The organism is Mycobacterium liflandii, assembly GCF_022354805.1.
Lineage (GTDB): Bacteria > Actinomycetota > Actinomycetes > Mycobacteriales > Mycobacteriaceae > Mycobacterium > Mycobacterium marinum.
In genome coordinates, this window is the sequence record NZ_CP023138.1 from 3,327,544 (window position 1) to 3,345,081 (window position 17,538).

Annotated in this window: 15 protein-coding genes, 3 pseudogenes and 1 riboswitch; of the genes and pseudogenes, 14 read left to right on the plus strand and 4 right to left on the minus strand. The window is 64.1% G+C overall.

Annotated elements, in window-relative coordinates:
- Nucleotides 1-5 precede the first annotated feature (5 nt).
- The 4 genes and pseudogenes from CKW46_RS15000 to CKW46_RS15015 all read left to right on the plus strand — a co-directional run bounded on the left by CKW46_RS15000 (nucleotide 6) and on the right by CKW46_RS15015 (nucleotide 3,462).
- Nucleotides 6-1,064, plus strand: a pseudogene (locus CKW46_RS15000) (alpha/beta fold hydrolase).
- Complete coding sequence (locus CKW46_RS15005) at nucleotides 1,061-1,594, plus strand: flavin reductase family protein (RefSeq protein WP_482053317.1); 534 nt, start codon at nucleotides 1,061-1,063, stop codon at nucleotides 1,592-1,594. Before CKW46_RS15000 ends, CKW46_RS15005 begins: the two are co-directional and overlap by 4 nt.
- Nucleotides 1,591-2,688 (plus strand): 3,4-dihydroxy-2-butanone-4-phosphate synthase, encoded by a 1,098-nt coding sequence (locus tag CKW46_RS15010; RefSeq protein ID WP_482053318.1) that lies wholly within the window; start codon nucleotides 1,591-1,593, stop codon nucleotides 2,686-2,688. The genes CKW46_RS15005 and CKW46_RS15010 overlap by 4 nt, the downstream gene beginning before the upstream one ends.
- 3 nt (nucleotides 2,689-2,691) lie before the next feature.
- Nucleotides 2,692-3,462 (plus strand): SDR family oxidoreductase, encoded by a 771-nt coding sequence (locus CKW46_RS15015; protein ID WP_020787356.1) that lies wholly within the window; start codon nucleotides 2,692-2,694, stop codon nucleotides 3,460-3,462.
- A gap of 18 nt (nucleotides 3,463-3,480) precedes the next feature.
- Here CKW46_RS15015 and CKW46_RS15020 read toward each other — a convergent pair whose 3' ends face one another.
- A complete protein-coding gene (locus CKW46_RS15020) occupies nucleotides 3,481-4,290 on the minus strand; it encodes a YoaK family protein (protein WP_117436894.1) in 810 nt (269 codons plus the stop codon).
- A gap of 248 nt (nucleotides 4,291-4,538) precedes the next feature.
- On the opposite strand from CKW46_RS15020, the gene CKW46_RS15025 reads away from it, so the two are divergent.
- Entirely contained in the window at nucleotides 4,539-4,889 is a 351-nt protein-coding gene (locus CKW46_RS15025; RefSeq protein WP_015355613.1) for a winged helix-turn-helix domain-containing protein, read from the plus strand.
- Nucleotides 4,890-4,934: 45 nt separating this feature from the next.
- On the opposite strand, the pseudogene CKW46_RS15030 reads toward CKW46_RS15025, so the two are convergent.
- Nucleotides 4,935-6,138 (minus strand): annotated as a pseudogene (locus tag CKW46_RS15030) (ISAs1-like element IS2404/ISMul1 family transposase).
- A 434-nt stretch (nucleotides 6,139-6,572) separates the two neighbouring features.
- A riboswitch (guanidine-III (ykkC-III) riboswitch) is annotated at nucleotides 6,573-6,638 on the plus strand.
- Between the two features lie 10 nt (nucleotides 6,639-6,648).
- Between CKW46_RS15030 and CKW46_RS15035 the strand changes: the two are divergent.
- Nucleotides 6,649-6,963 carry a DMT family transporter gene (locus CKW46_RS15035; RefSeq protein ID WP_117436282.1) on the plus strand — a complete coding sequence of 105 codons (315 nt, stop codon included), beginning with the start codon at nucleotides 6,649-6,651 and terminating at the stop codon, nucleotides 6,961-6,963.
- A gap of 325 nt (nucleotides 6,964-7,288) precedes the next feature.
- Here the strand turns inward: CKW46_RS15035 and CKW46_RS15040 are convergent, their stop codons facing one another.
- The gene (locus CKW46_RS15040) at nucleotides 7,289-8,491 is read right to left on the minus strand and encodes a TetR/AcrR family transcriptional regulator (protein ID WP_015355615.1); all 1,203 of its coding nucleotides are present in this window, start codon (nucleotides 8,489-8,491) and stop codon (nucleotides 7,289-7,291) included.
- Between the two features lie 480 nt (nucleotides 8,492-8,971).
- Here CKW46_RS15040 and CKW46_RS15045 point away from each other — a divergent pair, with 480 nt between their 5' ends.
- The gene (locus CKW46_RS15045) at nucleotides 8,972-9,391 is read left to right on the plus strand and encodes an SCP2 sterol-binding domain-containing protein (protein ID WP_117436281.1); all 420 of its coding nucleotides are present in this window, start codon (nucleotides 8,972-8,974) and stop codon (nucleotides 9,389-9,391) included.
- Nucleotides 9,388-10,911 carry an aldehyde dehydrogenase family protein gene (locus tag CKW46_RS15050; protein ID WP_117436280.1) on the plus strand — a complete coding sequence of 508 codons (1,524 nt, stop codon included), beginning with the start codon at nucleotides 9,388-9,390 and terminating at the stop codon, nucleotides 10,909-10,911. Before CKW46_RS15045 ends, CKW46_RS15050 begins: the two co-directional genes overlap by 4 nt.
- A 2-nt stretch (nucleotides 10,912-10,913) precedes the next feature.
- On the opposite strand, the gene CKW46_RS15055 is transcribed toward CKW46_RS15050, so the two are convergent.
- A complete protein-coding gene (locus CKW46_RS15055; RefSeq protein WP_015355618.1) occupies nucleotides 10,914-12,110 on the minus strand; it encodes a LuxR C-terminal-related transcriptional regulator in 1,197 nt (398 codons plus the stop codon).
- Between the two features lie 116 nt (nucleotides 12,111-12,226).
- Here CKW46_RS15055 and CKW46_RS15060 point away from each other — a divergent pair.
- The 6 genes and pseudogenes from CKW46_RS15060 (at nucleotide 12,227) to CKW46_RS15085 (ending at nucleotide 17,525) form a co-directional block, all read left to right on the plus strand.
- Nucleotides 12,227-13,509 (plus strand): annotated as a pseudogene (locus tag CKW46_RS15060) (cytochrome P450).
- Nucleotides 13,506-13,922: a nuclear transport factor 2 family protein gene (locus CKW46_RS15065; RefSeq protein ID WP_117436279.1), complete on the plus strand. Its 417-nt coding sequence runs from the start codon at nucleotides 13,506-13,508 to the stop codon at nucleotides 13,920-13,922. The pseudogene CKW46_RS15060 and the gene CKW46_RS15065 overlap by 4 nt, the downstream one beginning before the upstream one ends.
- On the plus strand, nucleotides 13,919-14,113 hold the full coding sequence (locus CKW46_RS15070) for a ferredoxin (protein WP_011740769.1): 195 nt from the start codon (nucleotides 13,919-13,921) through the stop codon (nucleotides 14,111-14,113). Before CKW46_RS15065 ends, CKW46_RS15070 begins: the two co-directional genes overlap by 4 nt.
- A 324-nt stretch (nucleotides 14,114-14,437) precedes the next feature.
- Nucleotides 14,438-15,271, plus strand: coding sequence for an MlaE family ABC transporter permease (locus tag CKW46_RS15075; RefSeq protein ID WP_085981917.1), 834 nt, complete (start codon nucleotides 14,438-14,440; stop codon nucleotides 15,269-15,271).
- A 9-nt stretch (nucleotides 15,272-15,280) separates the two neighbouring features.
- The gene (locus tag CKW46_RS15080; protein ID WP_015355621.1) at nucleotides 15,281-16,135 is read left to right on the plus strand and encodes an ABC transporter permease; all 855 of its coding nucleotides are present in this window, start codon (nucleotides 15,281-15,283) and stop codon (nucleotides 16,133-16,135) included.
- 4 nt (nucleotides 16,136-16,139) lie between these two features.
- On the plus strand, nucleotides 16,140-17,525 hold the full coding sequence (locus CKW46_RS15085; RefSeq protein WP_015355622.1) for an MCE family protein: 1,386 nt from the start codon (nucleotides 16,140-16,142) through the stop codon (nucleotides 17,523-17,525).
- The last annotated feature ends 13 nt before the right edge of the window (nucleotides 17,526-17,538 follow it).

The window sequence follows — 17,538 nt, forward strand, 5'->3', positions numbered from 1 at the left end:
CGACCATGGCGCAGGCTCATCGGATCTTGAACTGCCGGGGCACCCGCATCCATGCCGTCGAAGACGGCGAAGGACCGCTGGTGATACTGCTGCACGGGTTTCCAGAGTCCTAGTACTCGTGGCGCCATCAGATTCCGGCGCTGGCCGCCGCGGGTTACCGGGTGGTGGCCGTCGATCAGCGTGGCTATGGCAGATCGTCGAAGTACCGGGTGCAAAAGGCCTACCGCATCAAAGAATTAGTCGGTGACGTGCTTGGTGTCGTCGATGCCTATGGTGCGGACAAGGCATTCGTTATCGGTCACGACTGGGGCGCGCCGGTCGCTTGGACCTTCGCCTGGTTATATCCGCAAAGATGCGCCGGGGTGGTGGGGATCAGCGTTCCATTCGCCGGGCGTGGTGTGATCGGCTTGCCGGGCAGCCCCTTTGGCGAGCATCGGCCCAATGACTACCACCTCGAGCTGGCGGGCGAAGGCCGGGTTTGGTATCAGGACTACTTCTCCGCTCAGGATGGCATCATCGCCGAGATCGAGGAAGATGTGCGGACCTGGCTACTCGGGCTGACCTACACGGTGTCCGGCGACGGCATGATCGCGGCCACCAAGGCGGCCGCCGATGCGGGTGTCGATCTGGCATCCATGGATCCGATCGACGTTATCCGGGCCGGCCCCTTGTGCATGGCCGATGGGGCGCGGCTCAAGGACGCGTTCGTCTACCCGGAGACGATGCCCGCTTGGTTCACCGATGCCGATCTTGACTTCTACACTGGCGAGTTCGAACGCTCCGGCTTCGGTGGACCGCTGAGTTTCTATCACAACATCGACAACGACTGGCACGACCTCGCCGACCAGGAAGGCAAGCCGCTGTCTGCGCCCGCGCTGTTCATCGGTGGTCAATACGATGTCGGCACCACCTGGGGAGCCGAGGCCATAGCGCGGGCACACGAGGTCATGTCCGACTACCGCGGCACCCACATGGTGGCCGACGTCGGGCACTGGATTCAGCAGGAAGCGCCCGATGAGACCAACCGGCTGCTACTCGAATTCCTTGGGGGGCTGCGGCAGTGAGTTGCACCTTCGACATGATTCCGCAGACCGTCGACCCTCTCGACGGCGCCGCGTTGCGCTACGCCTTCGGCTGCTTCCCCTCCGGTGTGATTGCTGTCTGTGCGATGGTCGGCGATGCCCCGGTCGGGATGGCGGCGAGCTCGTTCACTTCCGTTTCGATCGACCCGCCGCTGGTGTCGATCTGCGTGCAGAACACTTCCACGACGTGGCCGAAGTTGCGCAACCGTCCGCGCCTCGGCGTCAGCGTTCTTGCCGAGGGCCACGACGAGGCATGTATCAGCCTCTCGCGCAAGGAAGGTGACCGATTCGCCGGGGTGTTCCACAGCGAGCTGCCCGGCGGGCGCGTGGTCGTTCTCGGAGCCAGCGCCTGGCTGGAGTGCCGGCTGCACTCCGAGGTCCCGGCGGGGGATCGCACCATCGCATTGCTCGAAATCTGCTCGCTGGGAGCCGATCCCGAGACACCGCCACTGGTTTTTCATGGCAGCCGGTTCCGCCGGTTGGCCGCTCACCCTGCAACGGAGCCTGGATGAAAACCACCGATGTCCGGGTGCGCCGGGCGATCACCGCGATAGCGGCGGGACGCCCCGTCGTTGTCACCCACGATCACGCCGCCCAGGGATATCTGGTCTTCGCGGCCGAGGCCGCGACCTCGTCTCTGGTCGCTTTCACCGTCCGGCACACGGCGGGATATGTCCGCGTCGCGCTGCCGGGCGCCGAGTGTGCGCGGTTGAACCTACCGCCGATGTGCCATCACAACCCGACACATCGGGTATCGGTCGATGTGCGAGCAACCGGCACCGGCATCTCGGCGCGCGACTGTGCCCGCACCATCGCGGCTCTCGCGTCGGCGGGCTCGCAAGCTGCGGATTTTCTCCGGCCCGGGCACGTGGCCCCACTACTGGCCGAGCCGCACGGGGTGCTCGCCAAGTGCGAGCCCGCCGAAGCCGCCGTAGACCTTGCCCGCCTAGCCGGACACCGGCCGGCCGCCGCATTGTGTGAGATTGTCTCTCGCCGTAACCCCACTCTGATGGCGCACGGCGCCGAGTTGGTCGAATTCGCCGTGGAACACGGATTGGCCGTCGTGTCCATCGCCGAACTCCTGGCTTATCGGCAACGGACCGAACCGCAGGTCATCCGGCTGACCGAGACGACCCTACCCACGTGGGCCGGCAATTCCCGCGTCATCGGCTTTCGTGATCTGGGGCCAGCCAACCCCGGAGGCGAGCATTTGGCGGTGATCATCGGTGCCCCCGACTCCGGCGTGCCCGTGGCACTGCACGTCCACATCGAGTGTCTGACCGGCGACGTCTTCGGGTCGACCGGGTGCCGATGCGGCGGGGAACTCAACGGCGCACTCAGCGCAATGTCAGCCCAGGGCAGCGGCGTGGTCCTATACCTGCGGCCCCCGGGACCGCCGCGCGCATGCGGCCTGTTCGCCTCTGACGAGGAGACCCCCGCTGACTTCATGTCCGAGACCGTGACCTGGATGCTGCGCGATCTTGGGGTGTATGCGATCAAACTCTCCGACGACATGCCAGGATTTGGCCTTGTGATGTTCGGAGCCATTCGCGAGGCTGGTGCGGCCGCCGGGCCTGCAGACACGCCACTCGCGGCCGCGGGCTAGCCCGTGAGGTACCCGGACCTGGCCGGCAAAGCCACGATCGTGACCGGGGCCGGGGCCGGGATCGGCCTCGCGATCGCCGAGCGGCTGGCCGCCGAAGGCGCCGCGGTACTCTGCGCGGACATCGACGGCGCTTCGGCCGAGCAAGCAGCGGCAAAAATCGGCTCCGGCGCAGTCGGGTATCAGGTCGATGTCAGTGCCGAGGAACAGGTCGCCGGCATGGTCGAAGCCTGCGTCACATCGTTCGGCGGGCTCGACAAGCTCGTCGCCAATGCCGGAGTCGTTCATCTGGCCCCGATCCTCGACACCGCGGTCGAGGACTTTGATCGGGTCATCGGCATCAACCTGCGTGGAGCCTGGTTGTGCACCAAGCATGCGGCACCCAAGATGGTCGAGCGCGGCGGGGGAGCGATCGTCAACATGTCGTCACTGGCGGGCCATATCGGGGTGGGCGGAACCGCGGCGTACGGCATGTCGAAGGCCGGGATCAGCCACCTCAGCCGAGTCACTGCCGCCGAACTGCGCTCGGCCAATGTGCGCTCCAATGCGTTGTTGCCCGCGTTCGTGGATACCCCCATGCAACAGAGTGCGATGGCGATGTTCGACGAGGTCCTAGGAACGGGGGGCGCGAACACCATGATTGCCAGGCTGCAGGGCCGCATGGCCAGACCCGAGGAGATGGCTAGCATCGTGGCGTTCCTGCTGTCCGACGATTCGTCGATGATTACCGGAACAACCCAGATCGCGGACGGCGGAACCATCGCCGCACTGTGGTGAGCGTCGCTCGCCCAGCACTCACACGGTCACTGTTGCGGTTTCGCCGACGTCTCGCGCTGGGTTCTCGGCCGTTGTCGCCGTGGCCACTTTGGTCTTCCGGCTACGCAGCAAATACGTCGCCGCAAAGACCGCACACGCCGCCGCCGGAAGAAGCAGCGCATATCCGCCAAGCCAGGTTCCGATCAGCAGGCCGGCGGCGCCACCCACCAAGAAGAGCACCAAGGTCAGCGCAAGGACTGCGGCCTTCCAGCTCTCGATTCCTTCCCGACGGGCGCGGCCAAGCATCAAGCCGAGATCGGTCACCGTGCCGGTGAAGTGGGTGGTGCGAACCGCCATCCCGCGGAAGCTTGGCGTCAGGCCGTTCTGCATTCCAAGGGCCGCCGCGATAAACAGGGCCTGCACGACGGGTTCCTCGACGCCCAGCGCCTGAATGCCCGCCTTGACCTGAGTTTCCTCCACACCGAGCGAGGCGAGCATCAGCAATATCGCCTCCACGGTCAGCACGATGGCGTGGTGCGACCCCCGGGGATGCTGGTTATTGCCGAGAATCGCTCCGGCCGTGATCGCGCCAATCCAAAACCCCATCAAGATCGCGGCCAGGATGTGACCCTCATACAGCCAGGGATTGGCTGTGTTCATGCCAAGCTGGGTTGTCACTCCCGTGAGGTTGCCGACCGGGAAGGCCAGCAGCAGCAGGCCAACCGCATTGACAAAGCCTGCGATGAAGGCCAGTGAGCCACTGTAGCTGAGCAGGACCCTCTTGGAGGAGAGGTGGCCGTCGTGTCCCGTGGCCAACGACTGCGGTCGTGTGCCGGGGTGGGGTTTCATGAGGCTTCGCTTTCCGGGCTGGAGCATCATCGGACTACTACGAAGGTAATATGACGAAATCATCTTCGCCAATAGTTCTTCGTATGAGTTTGGCCAGAGCGCCCACACCGATGACGCGCCGCCAACCCGGGATCGCCGACTTCAGCCTTGGCGCCGAGCGGGCCGCGAGACGGCGCGGGCGCGCCAGGGTGATCGTGACAGCAAAGTCGCGCAATCTTTCGTCTATTTGAATTAGCGAAGTAATTTACATGAAAGCTCGGTGTAGCAACATCGAAATTGTGAGCGCTGCCAGGGCCGGGAAGCAAAGCCGACCGCGCAATAGCGACTCCGAACGCGGATGGACATTCCTGACCAACCACGGACATGTACTGCTGTGCGTATCAGTCAGTGAACATTTGACCGCCCGTGAACTCTCGATGCGAATCGGCATCACCGAGCGGTCAGTACAGACGATCCTGGCGGACTTGACCGATGAGGGTTACCTGATCAAGTCCAAGGACGGCAGACGCAATGTCTACACCCTCAATCCCAAGGGCAGACTGCGCCGCCCCCTGGAAGCCAGCCATACCGTGGGCGAACTCATAGAAGCGTTGTCATAGTTCGTTTGCACCTCCACCGCTCGGCCAGGGCTCCGGCGTTGTTGATTAGCAGGCTTGTGAGCTGGGGAATTGTGGATTGAGGAGGTCTAGGCGGCGGTTGGCGGTCAAAGCGGTGATCCGGCAGGCTTCGGCGATGTTGTCGGCGCCGTTGAGGCGGTGCAGATTGATCGCGGTGTTGCGTAGCGTTGCTAGGACCTGTGCGCCGTTTCCGGTATGTGCCCTTTGACGGTCTTCGTCGAAGGTGACGTCGCGTATCCAGTGCAGGCTGTTCTCGATTCCCCAGTGTTGACGCATCCAGGTCATGATCGCGGTAGGGCGGGCGTGCTCGAACGGCAGGCTGCAGATGGCATAGACCACCTCCACGCTGCGCTGGTCGGTGGCGGTGATCAAGCGTTCACGAGTGATCCGGATGATTTGTTTTGCGTAGGGGAAGCCGATTCCTCGTGCAGCGGTGATGATTTGCAGGGTGCGGGTCTCGACACGGCCGTGGCCGCGGGAGTCGTCGGTAGCGGCTGTGGGCACCTCGGCCCAGGGCAGCGCGGTGATACGCGCAAGTATTTTGGCTTGGTTGGACTTGACGATCATCAGGTAGTGCGACTTCAAGGTGGCGCAGATCAACTTCGCGGTGACGACCTGGGTATGCATCGCATCCACGGTGACCAGCCACCGCAAGCTACCCGGCAGCAGCGTGAGCAGGGCACGTACGCAGGGAATTTCATTGCTTTTCTCGGCGACAGCGAGTTGACCGAGCACCAATCGGGCACGGTGGGCGAACACCGACACGAGATGCGTGGCTGTCGCTTTGGCGCGTAAAGGCACCACGCAGCATCTTGCCGTCCAACGCGATCGGCACCAATCCACTGGGGTCGCTGCTGGCCACGTGTGCAGTGAAGTAACTGCCCATCCTGGCGTTGAGGTCGGCGGGGTCTAGCCGAGACAAAACAGCGCGGAAGGTCTTCTCACTGGGCCGCCGGAACCGGACCCCTAATTGGGCCAACACATCATCGGGAGCGGTGGCCGCCCATGTGGCAAAACCAGCATAGCCGCGCATCCCCGCGGCAGTGGCCAGAACCGCGATCGCCAACAAAGCCATCAGCGAATACCTCCGACCGCGTGGGTCCCTCGGGTCTGGCACCGAGGCCAACACATCGAGAAACTCCGATCCGATGAGCTCGCTGCGCTCACCAGGACTCCAGCGGTCGAACACCTCTGGAACCGACGACACAGGCAATACTGAAACGGTAGGCACGGGCAACTCCAGACCAACGACGAACAGTAACCAACTCGATCGTTCTCCAGATAGCCCGTGCCTACACTCCGGCCCCAATAGCGCGGCACCAAAGATCATCAACCCAGCTCACAAGCCTGCTAATCAACAACGCCGGAGCCCTGACCGCTCGGCCAACGTTACCGCCGCGCGCCTACAGGTCACTGTAATTCCTTGTGCCACTGTGGCTTCAGAGGTCACAACAAGGCAGTTCTCGGTGTGAGTCTGGAGCGCCTGTGCGAGTTGACTTTTGGCGTGTTCACCACCTCACGGTCGAGTGGCTGGCCCCCAAGCAACCAGCGCGGGATGCCCTGTCAATACCCGAAACGGTGCCTGATTCCGGTTGACAGGTTCCGCGGGCCGCTGTGGTGACTGGGCTAACATTGCCACCCGACCGCGGGTGTGAGAAGTTCGTGACAGAGCCTTGATCAAGGCTTCCGGACGATGGGTGCCGTACCCGGTGTGCGACAAGACGGCCTGGGGAGAAACGCCGTGTCGTGGATCGTGCTGGTCATGTCTGGTGTTCTAGAAGCTGTGTGGGCAACGGCCCTTGGCAGGTCCGAAGGGTTCAGCAAGCCCGCGCCGAGCGTGGTGTTTCTGGTGGCCTTCATCGTCAGCATGGCCGGGTTGGCCTACGCCATGCGGGACCTGTCGGTCGGGACCGCATACGCCGTCTGGGTGGGCATTGGGGCAGTTCTCACCGTGGTCTACGCGATGGCCACCGGGGATGAGCCGGCGTCGCTTCTCAAGGTGACGTTCTTGGCAATGATCATTGGAAGCGTGATCGGCCTCAAGCTCGCACACTGATTCCGTTCGAGCCTGACCGGGGTCTGCTCGCCATTCACCCAACGCGACGTCTGGCCCCGGCGGGCGGCTCCCTCTGGAATCATCTGGCCCGTTCGTGTTCTCGTTGCTACCGCGCGGCCAGGGGATCGGCAGGCACGAAATGCACCAGGGCACCGAGCTGTACCCGCCGACCGAATTGTTCGTGAGACCGTGTGGATCCCACCTGTGCACTTGGATCGCGAAGGACCCCAACCCAATCCAAAACATCACCCGAAGAGAATCCGATCCGATGAGGGTCGCGACACTCCCGTTCCACCGCGCAAACAGTGCGCTACCAAGTTCGAAGTCAGGACCGGCTGGTCAGGATTGATAGTGCGATCTCGGTGATTTCGTCTGCCACCGCGGCGTAGCGCGTGAGATGCCAGGTACGCGCCACATCCTCGATAAAGCTGATGGCCGCCGCGACCAAAAGTCGCGCTTCGACCGAACTGGTCTGTGGAACCAGCTCGCCGATGAGATCAATCCAGAGGGTGTCACGGTCGGCTTGATTCCGAAGATATCCGTCCCGCACGTCGCCGGAGGCGTGGTTCAGCTCGGTCACGCACACCGCAACCAGATCCGGTGCGTCCAAGCTGATCCGGACGTGTCCCTCGACCAGCCCGCGTAGCCGCTGCGCCGCTTGCCAATTCGCGCGTAAGGCGCGGATGCACTCCAGGCTTCGCCACTCATCAAGGCGGCGGATGAGCGCGTCCAGGATCGCCTGCTTGGACGAGAACGAGCGATACAACCCGGGTCCCGCGATTCCGGCGCCCTTGCCGATTTCACTGGTGCTAACGGCCGGATAGCCCTGCGCACGGAATAGCCGTGCACCCGTGGCCAACAGGGTTTCATAGCGGGAGAACAGCACGTCCTGCCCGTCGCGCCCGCCAGCGGCCGTTCCAAGTGGCTCCAGCTCGCACACCGGGGGCGTCCTGGCAGCGGCCATACACGCCTGGTACAGGCGCTCTTTGAGCTCCTCGGCGGGAAGCGTCAGACTATGTCTACCGAGGCTGGTCAGCGTGCTGGACACCGCCCATGCCCGCAACTCCGAGTGCGCCGGGCTCAGACCGGGCACCTCCAGCAAGACGCTTTCGCGCATGCCGGCGACGATCGCGTTGATGCGGCGCCGGACCTCGATACGGTCGGCGTCATTGAGATAGCGCGCCTCGCGCTGCGACAGCACCGTCAAGGACCGCGACGCAACAGCCGCGGCGATCAGGTCCGGAAGATCAACACTCAACGGGCGAGGTGTCGGCTCTTGCTCGCCCTCGGTGAGTCGGCGCGCACTTTGGTACTGATCCTGACCGGTCCGGATGGCTTCGGCGAGCAACGCTTGCTTGTTGTCGTAGTGGCGATAGAGCGCACGCGCGGTGACCCCCGCCGCCTCGGCGATGTCCTCCAACTTGACCGAATGAAAGCCACGGTCGATGAAGAGCCCAACGGCCTGCTCCAGAATTTGCTGCTTTCGATCCTTCGGCCGGCGCCTAACGGGCGCGACGACGGAGTCCATCGACTCGAACTCCCTTCTTGCGCATCGGGGTTACAAATCCTGCCAGAAGCACCGCCTAGGGCTTCGTCCCGCGCCGGGTCAGGACAAACTTGTTGTCAGCTCGCCTGGCATCGATCATGTGGATAGCTCCTCCGGTCGTGGCCGCAGCACCCCGGTCGCGACAGATAACATCGGATTATCAAGATACATCATCCGATACTAAAACGACATTACATCGATGTTTAACGTCCACGCCTTGGCTAATATTGCGTATCGGTTATAGACATGCCGGCTATCCATGGGACTGCGCGGCCCACTTGCACCGGTGTAGGCCAAGAGCTGCCAATCCGCGCTTTCCCCCTTCGGGGCACCAAGACTTCTCCTTTGGGGCTGACCACGGCCTCGACCCGGTGATTGCATTGCGTGAGCACCATCCACGCACCATCCAGGCAGCATCCGGTGCCATCGAGCACCGCACATCGCGCAGGAGCAGGACCAATCATGGGCTTCTTCAAGGATTGCAACGAGATCGACAAGTACATCGGCGGGGTCTTTCGCAATGCCGGCGACCACCCACAGTCGGGGCCGAAATTCCGCGCCGCCAACATCGTCATGCGGGTGGTCTACACAAATCCCGACTGCGAACTCACCGTCGCACTGCGCGACGATTTCCGAGTCGTCTGCGGCCCGAGCAATCTCACACCCGACGTCACGATGACCATGCCCGCCGATGTCGCCGACCAATTCTGGCGCGGTAACTACAATCTCACCATTGGCCTGGCCAAGGGCCAGGTCAAGGCCAAGGGGCCGATCGGAAAGATCCTGCGGCTGATCCCGTTGACCAAACCGCTGTTCGGCAGCTACCGCGAAAAGATCGCCGAGAAAGATCGCGAACAGTCCCGAGGTGGCCTGACCCGATGACGACGGTGGCTGTTCCGCATCATGCGATGTTGATCGGCGGCGAGTCGGTGGACTCCGATCGGCGGCTGTCGCTGGTCGACCCCGGCGACGAGAGCCCGGTCGCCACGGTGGCCTGCGGTGATGCATCGCACGTCGATGCCGCCGTGGCGGCCGCAAAAGCCAGCTTCGAGGACGGTAGCTGGTCGCGGGCCACGCCACAGGAGCGCGCCGCCGTGATGCGCCGCATCGTCGCCGCGGCCGACCAGGTCACCGATGAGCTGATCGAGCTGGAGATGGCGTGCAACGGCGCGACCATCCGGCTGGCCACTGGATTCCATATCGGTCACGCACTAAGTCATTTCAGCTATTTTGCAGACCTTGCCGAGAGCTACGCCTACCAGCGTCCGGCACCGATCGAGACCTTCCCGGTGCTCAGTCAAAGTGTCATGCACCGCGAGCCGATCGGGGTGGTCGGCGCGATCACGCCATGGAACTTTCCGCTACTACTGACCCTGTGGAAGGTCGGACCTGCGATTGCGGCGGGAAACAGCGTGGTGGTCAAACCCGACGAGCACACACCGCTGTCGATACTCGAGTTCGCCCGTATCGCCGAACGCAGCGGACTACCGCCCGGAGTGATCAACGTAGTCCCCGGCGAGGGGCCCGAGGCCGGCGCCAGACTGGCCTCGCATCCCGACGTGGGCAAGATTGCGTTCACCGGCTCCACCGCGGTCGGACGCGAGATCATGCGGCTGGCATCCGGCACCGTCAAACAGGTGACCCTCGAACTCGGCGGTAAGGGCCCGACGATCGTCCTCGACGACGCCGATCTCGAGATGGCCGTCGAAGGTGTGCTCTACGGATGCTTCGCCTATTCGGGTCAGGTCTGCGAGTCCGGCACCCGCGCACTGGTCCCCACGACGCTCTACCAGGAATTCGTCGATCGGCTGGTCAAGCGCGCCGCCACCATCGTGGTAGGCCCGACCAGGGACTGGGACACCGACCTGGGGCCGGTCATCGACGCCGCACAACGCACTCGCATCCTGAACTACATCCGTGGTGCGCAGACCGACGGAGCGACCGTGGCGCTCGGGGGAGAGGCACTGACGGGCGGAATGTTCGACAAGGGGTTCTGGGTGGCGCCGACGATCCTGACCGGCGTGCACAACGACATGGCGATCGCCCGGGAGGAAGTCTTCGGCCCGGTATTGGTGGTCATCGGCTACGACGGGGACGAACAGGCCATCGCGATCGCCAACGACAGTGACTACGGACTGGCCGCCAGCATCTGGACGTCCGACAACGCCAGGGGACTGGCGATGGCCGAACGCATCCAATCCGGCAGCGTGTGGATCAACGATGCCCACCAGATCAACTGTCGTCTCCCGTTCGGCGGTTACAAGCAGAGCGGCGTCGGTCGTGAACTGGGCCCCGATGCGCTCGATGCTTACACGGAGGTCAAGACGATCCATCTGGACCTGTCCGGCGGACGCGAAGCAAAACCCTACGACGTCCTACTCGGCTACCCCGAAACCGGTTGACGTCAAACAACTTCGGGAACGCTGGCCAACCGGACGTACGCCGAGGCCGCCTCGGCCCGATTCGTCGCATGCAGCTTCCGCAGCACCCTTTTGACATGAGATTTCACCGTGCCGGCCGAGATCACCAGTTCGTCGGCGATCTGCTGATTGGTGCGGCCGGCCGCCATCAGCCGCAGCACCTCCACTTCCCGGCGGGTCAGCATGGCCATCACTCGCGTCTGCACCTCGGCCAACGACCTTGCCGCGGGGCTACGTTCGACCGGCTCGATCTTGCGCAGGTCCAGATCGGCATCCTGCAGAGCGCGCGCCGCCTCGTCCGCGGACGCAAGCGCACTGCGCACCTCGGCGTGCTGGCGCCGCATGCGCTCCAGCAGAACCGTTCGCTCATAGGCATATCCGAAGCCTTCGGCGAACGCCCACACCGTGTCTCGGTCGATCTCGTCGACTATGCGCCCGGAGTACAACCGATCGGCGTGCAGGAAACCGATCACTTTGCCGGTCGGCATCACCGGGGCCGCCACATAGGAATGCGTCAGCGAAAAGTCCACGATCGGTCGATTCACCCGCGGATCATTGCGGGCATCGCGCACGATCGCGGGCGCGTGCCGGCGAATCATCTGGGTTTCGATCAGCATGTGATCCAACAGCGGTGCTACCGATTGCGCGAAGGCGACCATCTTCTCCGCACCTTCACGGTCTTCCCCAAAGTAGGACGATTCCATCACCATTCGGCCTTCGTGCACTCGAAACAGCACAGCACGATCGAACCCGCACGACTCCACCAGTTCACGCGGCGCCCGGTCGACAATCATCGCGACGTCGTCCACGGCGCGCAGCTTGCTCAAGGCCTCCTGCACCTGCAACAGCGCCAGCGTGCGGCGTGCGGCACCGTCCTCGATCATCTCCCGTTCCAGCGAGGACAAATCCAACAGCGTTTCGAGGGCGTTGACCGCATGCACGTCACCGAGGGACTCCAGGGCGTGGCGCACCGCGGCGGCGTTGACGTCGATGGCCTCGGCAACCACCGCCATGGGGTCGTCGGTGGGATCGACGTTGCAATCGCCGAACGCTTCCCGATAGTGACGAGTGGCATCGCTTTCCCGTATCGGACGCGACGCCCAGCCGGGGTGCTCGTCGTCGGCCAACGTGGGGAATGCGGGGGGATCGGGCATATCGACCACATCGATCACCCCTCCCACTGTCCTCTCCGGGATGGCCCGTCGCGGCGAAAAGCCCAAACTCCCCTCCTACGGTGGCAAGAGTCCTCCCCAACGGGGGATCGACCTGCCACCGGGGTTGTCAGAGGCTGGATGACATGTCAACAGAGACCGTTTCAGGGACGGTGCCAGCCGTCGAACTTCTGACTACCCCGCAAGGCATCGCCAATCCCTATCCGCTCTATGACGAACTCAGAGGGCTCTCGCCCGTTGCGGGGTATCGGGACTGGCCCCCTGGAACCGTCCCGGGCGCCGACGAACCGGTTACCGCCTGGGCGCTGTTCCGCTACGACCAGGTCTTTGCCGCGGCGCGCGACGCGGCAACCTTCTCGTCCCGCGATCCCTTGCAGGAGGCGTCGTCGGCGCCGAGCCTGATGCTGGTCAACACCGATCCGCCCAAGCACGAAGTCGAACGCAAACTGGTCAGCCAGGCGTTTTCGCCGCGCCGGGTCAAGCGACTGGAGGGGTGGCTCAATGACCTGATCCCGCAGCTGCTCAACGATCTCGAAAAGGATTCTCGGGATGGGGCCGAAGACGGCTCACCGGACGGGGTCGTAGAAGTCATGGGCTTCGCCGCCGAGATTCCCACCCGGGCGATGGTGCGACTGCTGGGCCTGCCCGATGGTGACCACGTGCGGTTCCGGCGGTGGGCCAACGCCTTCATGCTGTCCTCGTCGCTCACCCCCGAAGAACGCATGGCGAGCAACCAGGAGATGGTGGGCACCTTCGCCACCCGGCTCGCCGAACACACTGCCCGGCTGGCCGAACGCGAAGCCAGCGATGACGTTGAGGATGCCGAAGACCTCATCTCGGCGCTGTTGCGCGCCGAGGTCGACGGGCAGCGGCTCACCCCGAAGAGATCGTCCGGTTCTGTGTGACGCTGGTGGTAGCCGGCAGCGAAACAACGACATCCCTGATCGGAAATCTGCTGCACGCGCTGGCCCGAGAGCCCGAGGTGCAGGCACGCGTCCGCGCCGATCGGACCTTGCTGAACATTTTCGTTGAGGAGACGCTTCGGCTCGACGGGCCGCCACAGCGCCTGTTCCGCATCGCCACGCGCGACGTCGAGGTCGGCGACAAGCTGATCCGCAAGGGGGAGTGGGTCGCGTTGTTCTTCGGCTCGGCCAACCGCGACCCCGCCGTGTTCCCCGACCCGGGACGATTGGACATCGACCGGCCGAACATTCGCCAGCAGCTCTCGCTGGGGCATGGCCTGCACTTCTGCCTCGGTGCCTCACTGGCCCGACTGGAGGTGCTCGCCGTCCTCAACGCCGTGCTGGATCGCTATCAGAAGATCGCGCTGACCGACGACCCCGGCACCAAGCAGACGGCCAGCCTGCTGACCCACGCATTTGTCCGGCTACCCCTGCACCTGTCATGACGGTCACCACCGAGTCACGGGAGTCGCGCAACATCGAGGCAACCAAGGCCATCTATACCGCGGTGCCGGCCGGCGACCTGGATACCGTGCTGCACCACCTCGACCCCGACGTGCGCATCACCTACTACGGGACCGAAAAGATCCCCTACGCGGGCGATTACCGCGGCATCGACGAGGCGATGACATTCTTCGCCAAGGTTGGCCAGGCGATCGAGATCGTCGAGATGGAGCCGTGGAAGTTCATCGCGCAAGGTGACGATCTCGCGACCTGGGGCCGGCAGCGGTTCCGGCGGCTGGCCACCGGACACGAATGGGAATCGGAGTTCGCGCACATCATCACGTTGCGCGACGGTCGCTGGTTGCACTTCCGGGACTTCATGAATTCCGCCCTCACCCTGCAGGCCTTCTCATGAGGGTCGCCGCCGACCGGGAGATCTGCATGGCGACCGGCATGTGCGTAATGACGGCCGACGCCTTCTTCGATCAGGACGCCGACGGCATCGTGGTACTGGCCGCCCATGAGGTGCCCGCCGACGAAGAACGCCGGGTGCGCAATGCGGTCAAACTGTGCCCGTCGGGGGCGCTCGAGCTGATGTCGGACTGAGGGGATGTGGCCCGGCGCCGCATTCGACGGCGAAGTCAGCACCGGCCCAGAGCGCGCGAACGCCGCGGACATCCACCACACTCGATCTCCCTCAAGCGCGCCTATCAGTAGGGTACTAGCAAGATACATCAGTAGCCATAACTGGCATCTTGCTTCGATATTTACAGATACCGAGGCTTCAATAGCTCGTATTGTCTATGGACATGTGCAGCTTGCGCCGCGTACCCTCACCGATGTCACCCGTCCAACTCGACCTGTCCGGATGGTCAGCGTGAGCAACCCCACCCGAGGCCTCGGCATCAATGCCAGATGGTGCGCGACACCATGGTGACTCTGACCGATCGGGCGGCCAGCCCGGTAGCAGATCCGGTAGCCGACCCGGTCGCACGTCCGCTGGCCGGATCGGTCACCAAGCCGGTCCGAGCGCTCGGCGACTTCTTCGCCATGACGCTCGACACGTTCGTGTCGATGTTCCGGCCGCCGTTCGCATGGCGTGAATATCTACTCCAATGCTGGTTCGTGGCGCGGGTATCCACGCTGCCCGGGGTTTTGATGACAATCCCGTGGGCGGTGATCTCGGGGTTCCTCTTCAACGTGCTGCTCACCGATATCGGCGCCGCGGACTTCTCCGGCACCGGCTGCGCGATCTTCACCGTGGACCAGAGCGCTCCCATCGTCACCGTCCTGGTGGTCGCGGGCGCGGGCGCCACCGCAATGTGCGCCGATCTGGGTGCGCGGACCATCCGCGAGGAACTCGATGCGCTACGGGTGATGGGAATCAACCCGATCCAGGCTCTGGTGGTTCCCCGAGTGCTGGCCGCCACCACCGTCTCCCTGGCGCTGAGTTCGCTGGTGATCGCGACGGGACTCATCGGGGCATTCTTGTGTTCGGTGTTCCTCATGCATGTTTCGGCAGGTGCGTGGGTCACCGGACTCACCACACTCACTCACACGGTCGACGTCGTCATCTCGATGATCAAGGCGACCCTTTTCGGGCTGATGGCCGGGCTGATCGCCTGCTACAAGGGCATATCGGTGGGCGGCGGTCCGGCGGGCGTCGGCAGAGCGGTCAACGAGACCGTGGTCTTCGCGTTCGTGGTGCTGTTCGTCATCAACATCGTCGTGACCGCCGTCGGCATCCCGTTCATGGTGTCGTGAGGTGAAACCATGACAGTCAGCGCTTCGAGAAGCTCCCGCCATCGCCTGCGACGCACGGCGAAAAGCCTGGTGCGCGAGTGGAATCGGCTGGGTTCACAGATGCGGTTCTATGTCACCACGCTGACCGGGATCCCCGATGCGGTCATGCACTATCGCAGCGAGCTGCTGCGGGTGATCGCGCAGATGGGTTTTGGCGCGGGGACGCTCGCGGTGATCGGCGGGACGGTCGTCATCGTCGGGTTCTTGGCGATGACGACCGGCGCAATCGTGGCGGTGCAGGGCTACAACCAGTTTGCGTCGGTGGGTGTGGAAGCACTGACGGGCTTTGCGTCGGCCTTCTTCAATACTCGCGAAATTCAGCCGGGCACCGTCATGGTCGCGCTGGCCGCAACCGTCGGCGCCGGCGCCACCACGCAGCTGGGTGCGATGCGGATCAACGAAGAGATCGACGCGCTCGAGGTGATCGGTATCCGCAGCGTCAGCTACTTGGCCAGCACCCGGGTGCTGGCCGGAGTGGTGGTGGCCATCCCGTTGTTCTGCGTCGGACTCATCACCGCATATCTGGCCGCGCGGGCTGGCACCACCGCCATCTACGGCCAGGGGTCCGGTGTGTACGACCATTACTTCAATACGTTCCTGCGCCCCACCGACGTGCTCTGGTCGTCCTTCGAAGTCGTCGTGGTGGCACTCATGATCATGTTGGTCTGCACCTACTACGGGTACAACGCGCACGGCGGGCCGGCCGGGGTCGGCGAGGCCGTCGGCCGGGCCGTACGCGCGTCAATGGTCGTCGCCTCGATAGCAATCGTCATCATGACGCTGGCCATCTACGGCCAGTCACCCAACTTCCACCTGGCGAGCTAGTGGCATGGGTCGCGGGCCGGGAAAACACCGTCTGCACGATGCTTGGTGGACCGTGATCCTGTTCGCGGCGATCGTCGCGGCCATCCTCGTGACGACCGTGTCCTTCACCGGCACCTTGCGACCGTATGTTGCGGTCACCCTGACTTCTGAACGATCCGGGCTGGTGATGGACGCCGGCGCCAAGGTCATGTTGCGTGGGGTGCAGGTCGGCCGGGTCCGTCAGATCGACAGCAACCATGGCGCCAGTCTCGAACTGGAAATCGACCCCGACCAGATCCGTTACATCCCTGCCAATGTGGAGGCGCAGATCAGCGCCACCACCGCGTTCGGCGCGAAGTTCGTCGACCTGGTGATACCGCCGACCCCGAGTCGCGCTCGGCTGGCTGCCGGGGCGGTATTGCATTCCAAGAACGTCAGCACCGAGATCAACACCGTTTTCGAGAACGTCGTCGACCTGCTCAACATGATCGATCCGCTGAAGCTCAACGCCGTGCTGAGCGCGGTGGCCGAAGGCGTTCGCGGACAGGGGGAACGCATCGGTCAGGCAACCACCGATCTGAACCAGGTGTTGCAGGGACTCAATGCACGTCGGGACACGCTGCGCCAGAACTGGCGGTCGCTGCGAGATTTCAGCAACACCTATGACGCGGCCGCGCGCGACATCTTGACGATCCTCGATGCGGCCAGCACCACCAGCACCACCGTGGTGGACCACGCGAGGTCGCTGGATTCCCTGCTGCTCAACGTGATCGGCTTGGCCGACACCGGGGCCAATCTGCTCGCCAACAACCGAGAGAACCTGACCACATCGATCAATATCCTCGAGCCGACCACGAATCTGCTACTCAAGTACAACCCCGAATACACCTGCTTGCTACAGGGCACCAAGTGGTACCTCGACAATGGCGGCTATGCGGCCTGGGGTGGCGCCGACGGCCGCACCCTGCAGCTCGATGTCGCACTGCTGCTGGGCAATGACCCCTATGTCTTTCCCGACAACCTGCCGCTCGTCGCCGCAAAAGGCGGCCCCGGCGGAGCGCCGGGCTGCGGATCATTGCCAGATGCGACCAAGAACTTCCCAGTGCGTCAGCTCGTCACCGACACCGGTTGGGGAACCGGACTCGACATCCGGCCCAACCCCGGAATCGGGCATCCTTGCTGGGCCGACTACTTGCCCGTGACCCGCGCTGTGCCCCAGCCTCCTTCGGTGCGCCCCTGCCTGCCGGGGCCGGCGATCGGCCCCAACCCCGGGGGGCCGCCGTATGGGGCCGCGCTGTACGGCCCTGGCGGGGTGCCGCTATGGCCGGGGGTCCCGCCGGCTCCCACTGAGCCCGCATCGATACCCGAACCCCCTGCACCCCAGCAGGAGACGGGGCCTCCATCACCATGACAGACCCATGACG

Bases quoted from the DNA above. Each gene is read 5' to 3' on its own strand.
- CKW46_RS15010 (WP_482053318.1), top strand. From the start codon at position 1,591: ATGAAAACCACCGATGTCCGGGTGCGCCGGGCGATCACCGCGATAGCG.
- CKW46_RS15020 (WP_117436894.1), bottom strand. From the start codon at position 4,290: ATGAAACCCCACCCCGGCACACGACCGCAGTCGTTGGCCACGGGACAC.
- CKW46_RS15025 (WP_015355613.1), top strand. From the start codon at position 4,539: ATGAAAGCTCGGTGTAGCAACATCGAAATTGTGAGCGCTGCCAGGGCC.
- CKW46_RS15040 (WP_015355615.1), bottom strand. From the start codon at position 8,491: ATGGACTCCGTCGTCGCGCCCGTTAGGCGCCGGCCGAAGGATCGAAAG.
- CKW46_RS15045 (WP_117436281.1), top strand. From the start codon at position 8,972: ATGGGCTTCTTCAAGGATTGCAACGAGATCGACAAGTACATCGGCGGG.
- CKW46_RS15050 (WP_117436280.1), top strand. From the start codon at position 9,388: ATGACGACGGTGGCTGTTCCGCATCATGCGATGTTGATCGGCGGCGAG.
- CKW46_RS15065 (WP_117436279.1), top strand. From the start codon at position 13,506: ATGACGGTCACCACCGAGTCACGGGAGTCGCGCAACATCGAGGCAACC.
- CKW46_RS15070 (WP_011740769.1), top strand. From the start codon at position 13,919: ATGAGGGTCGCCGCCGACCGGGAGATCTGCATGGCGACCGGCATGTGC.
- CKW46_RS15075 (WP_085981917.1), top strand. From the start codon at position 14,438: ATGGTGACTCTGACCGATCGGGCGGCCAGCCCGGTAGCAGATCCGGTA.
- CKW46_RS15080 (WP_015355621.1), top strand. From the start codon at position 15,281: ATGACAGTCAGCGCTTCGAGAAGCTCCCGCCATCGCCTGCGACGCACG.
- CKW46_RS15085 (WP_015355622.1), top strand. From the start codon at position 16,140: ATGGGTCGCGGGCCGGGAAAACACCGTCTGCACGATGCTTGGTGGACC.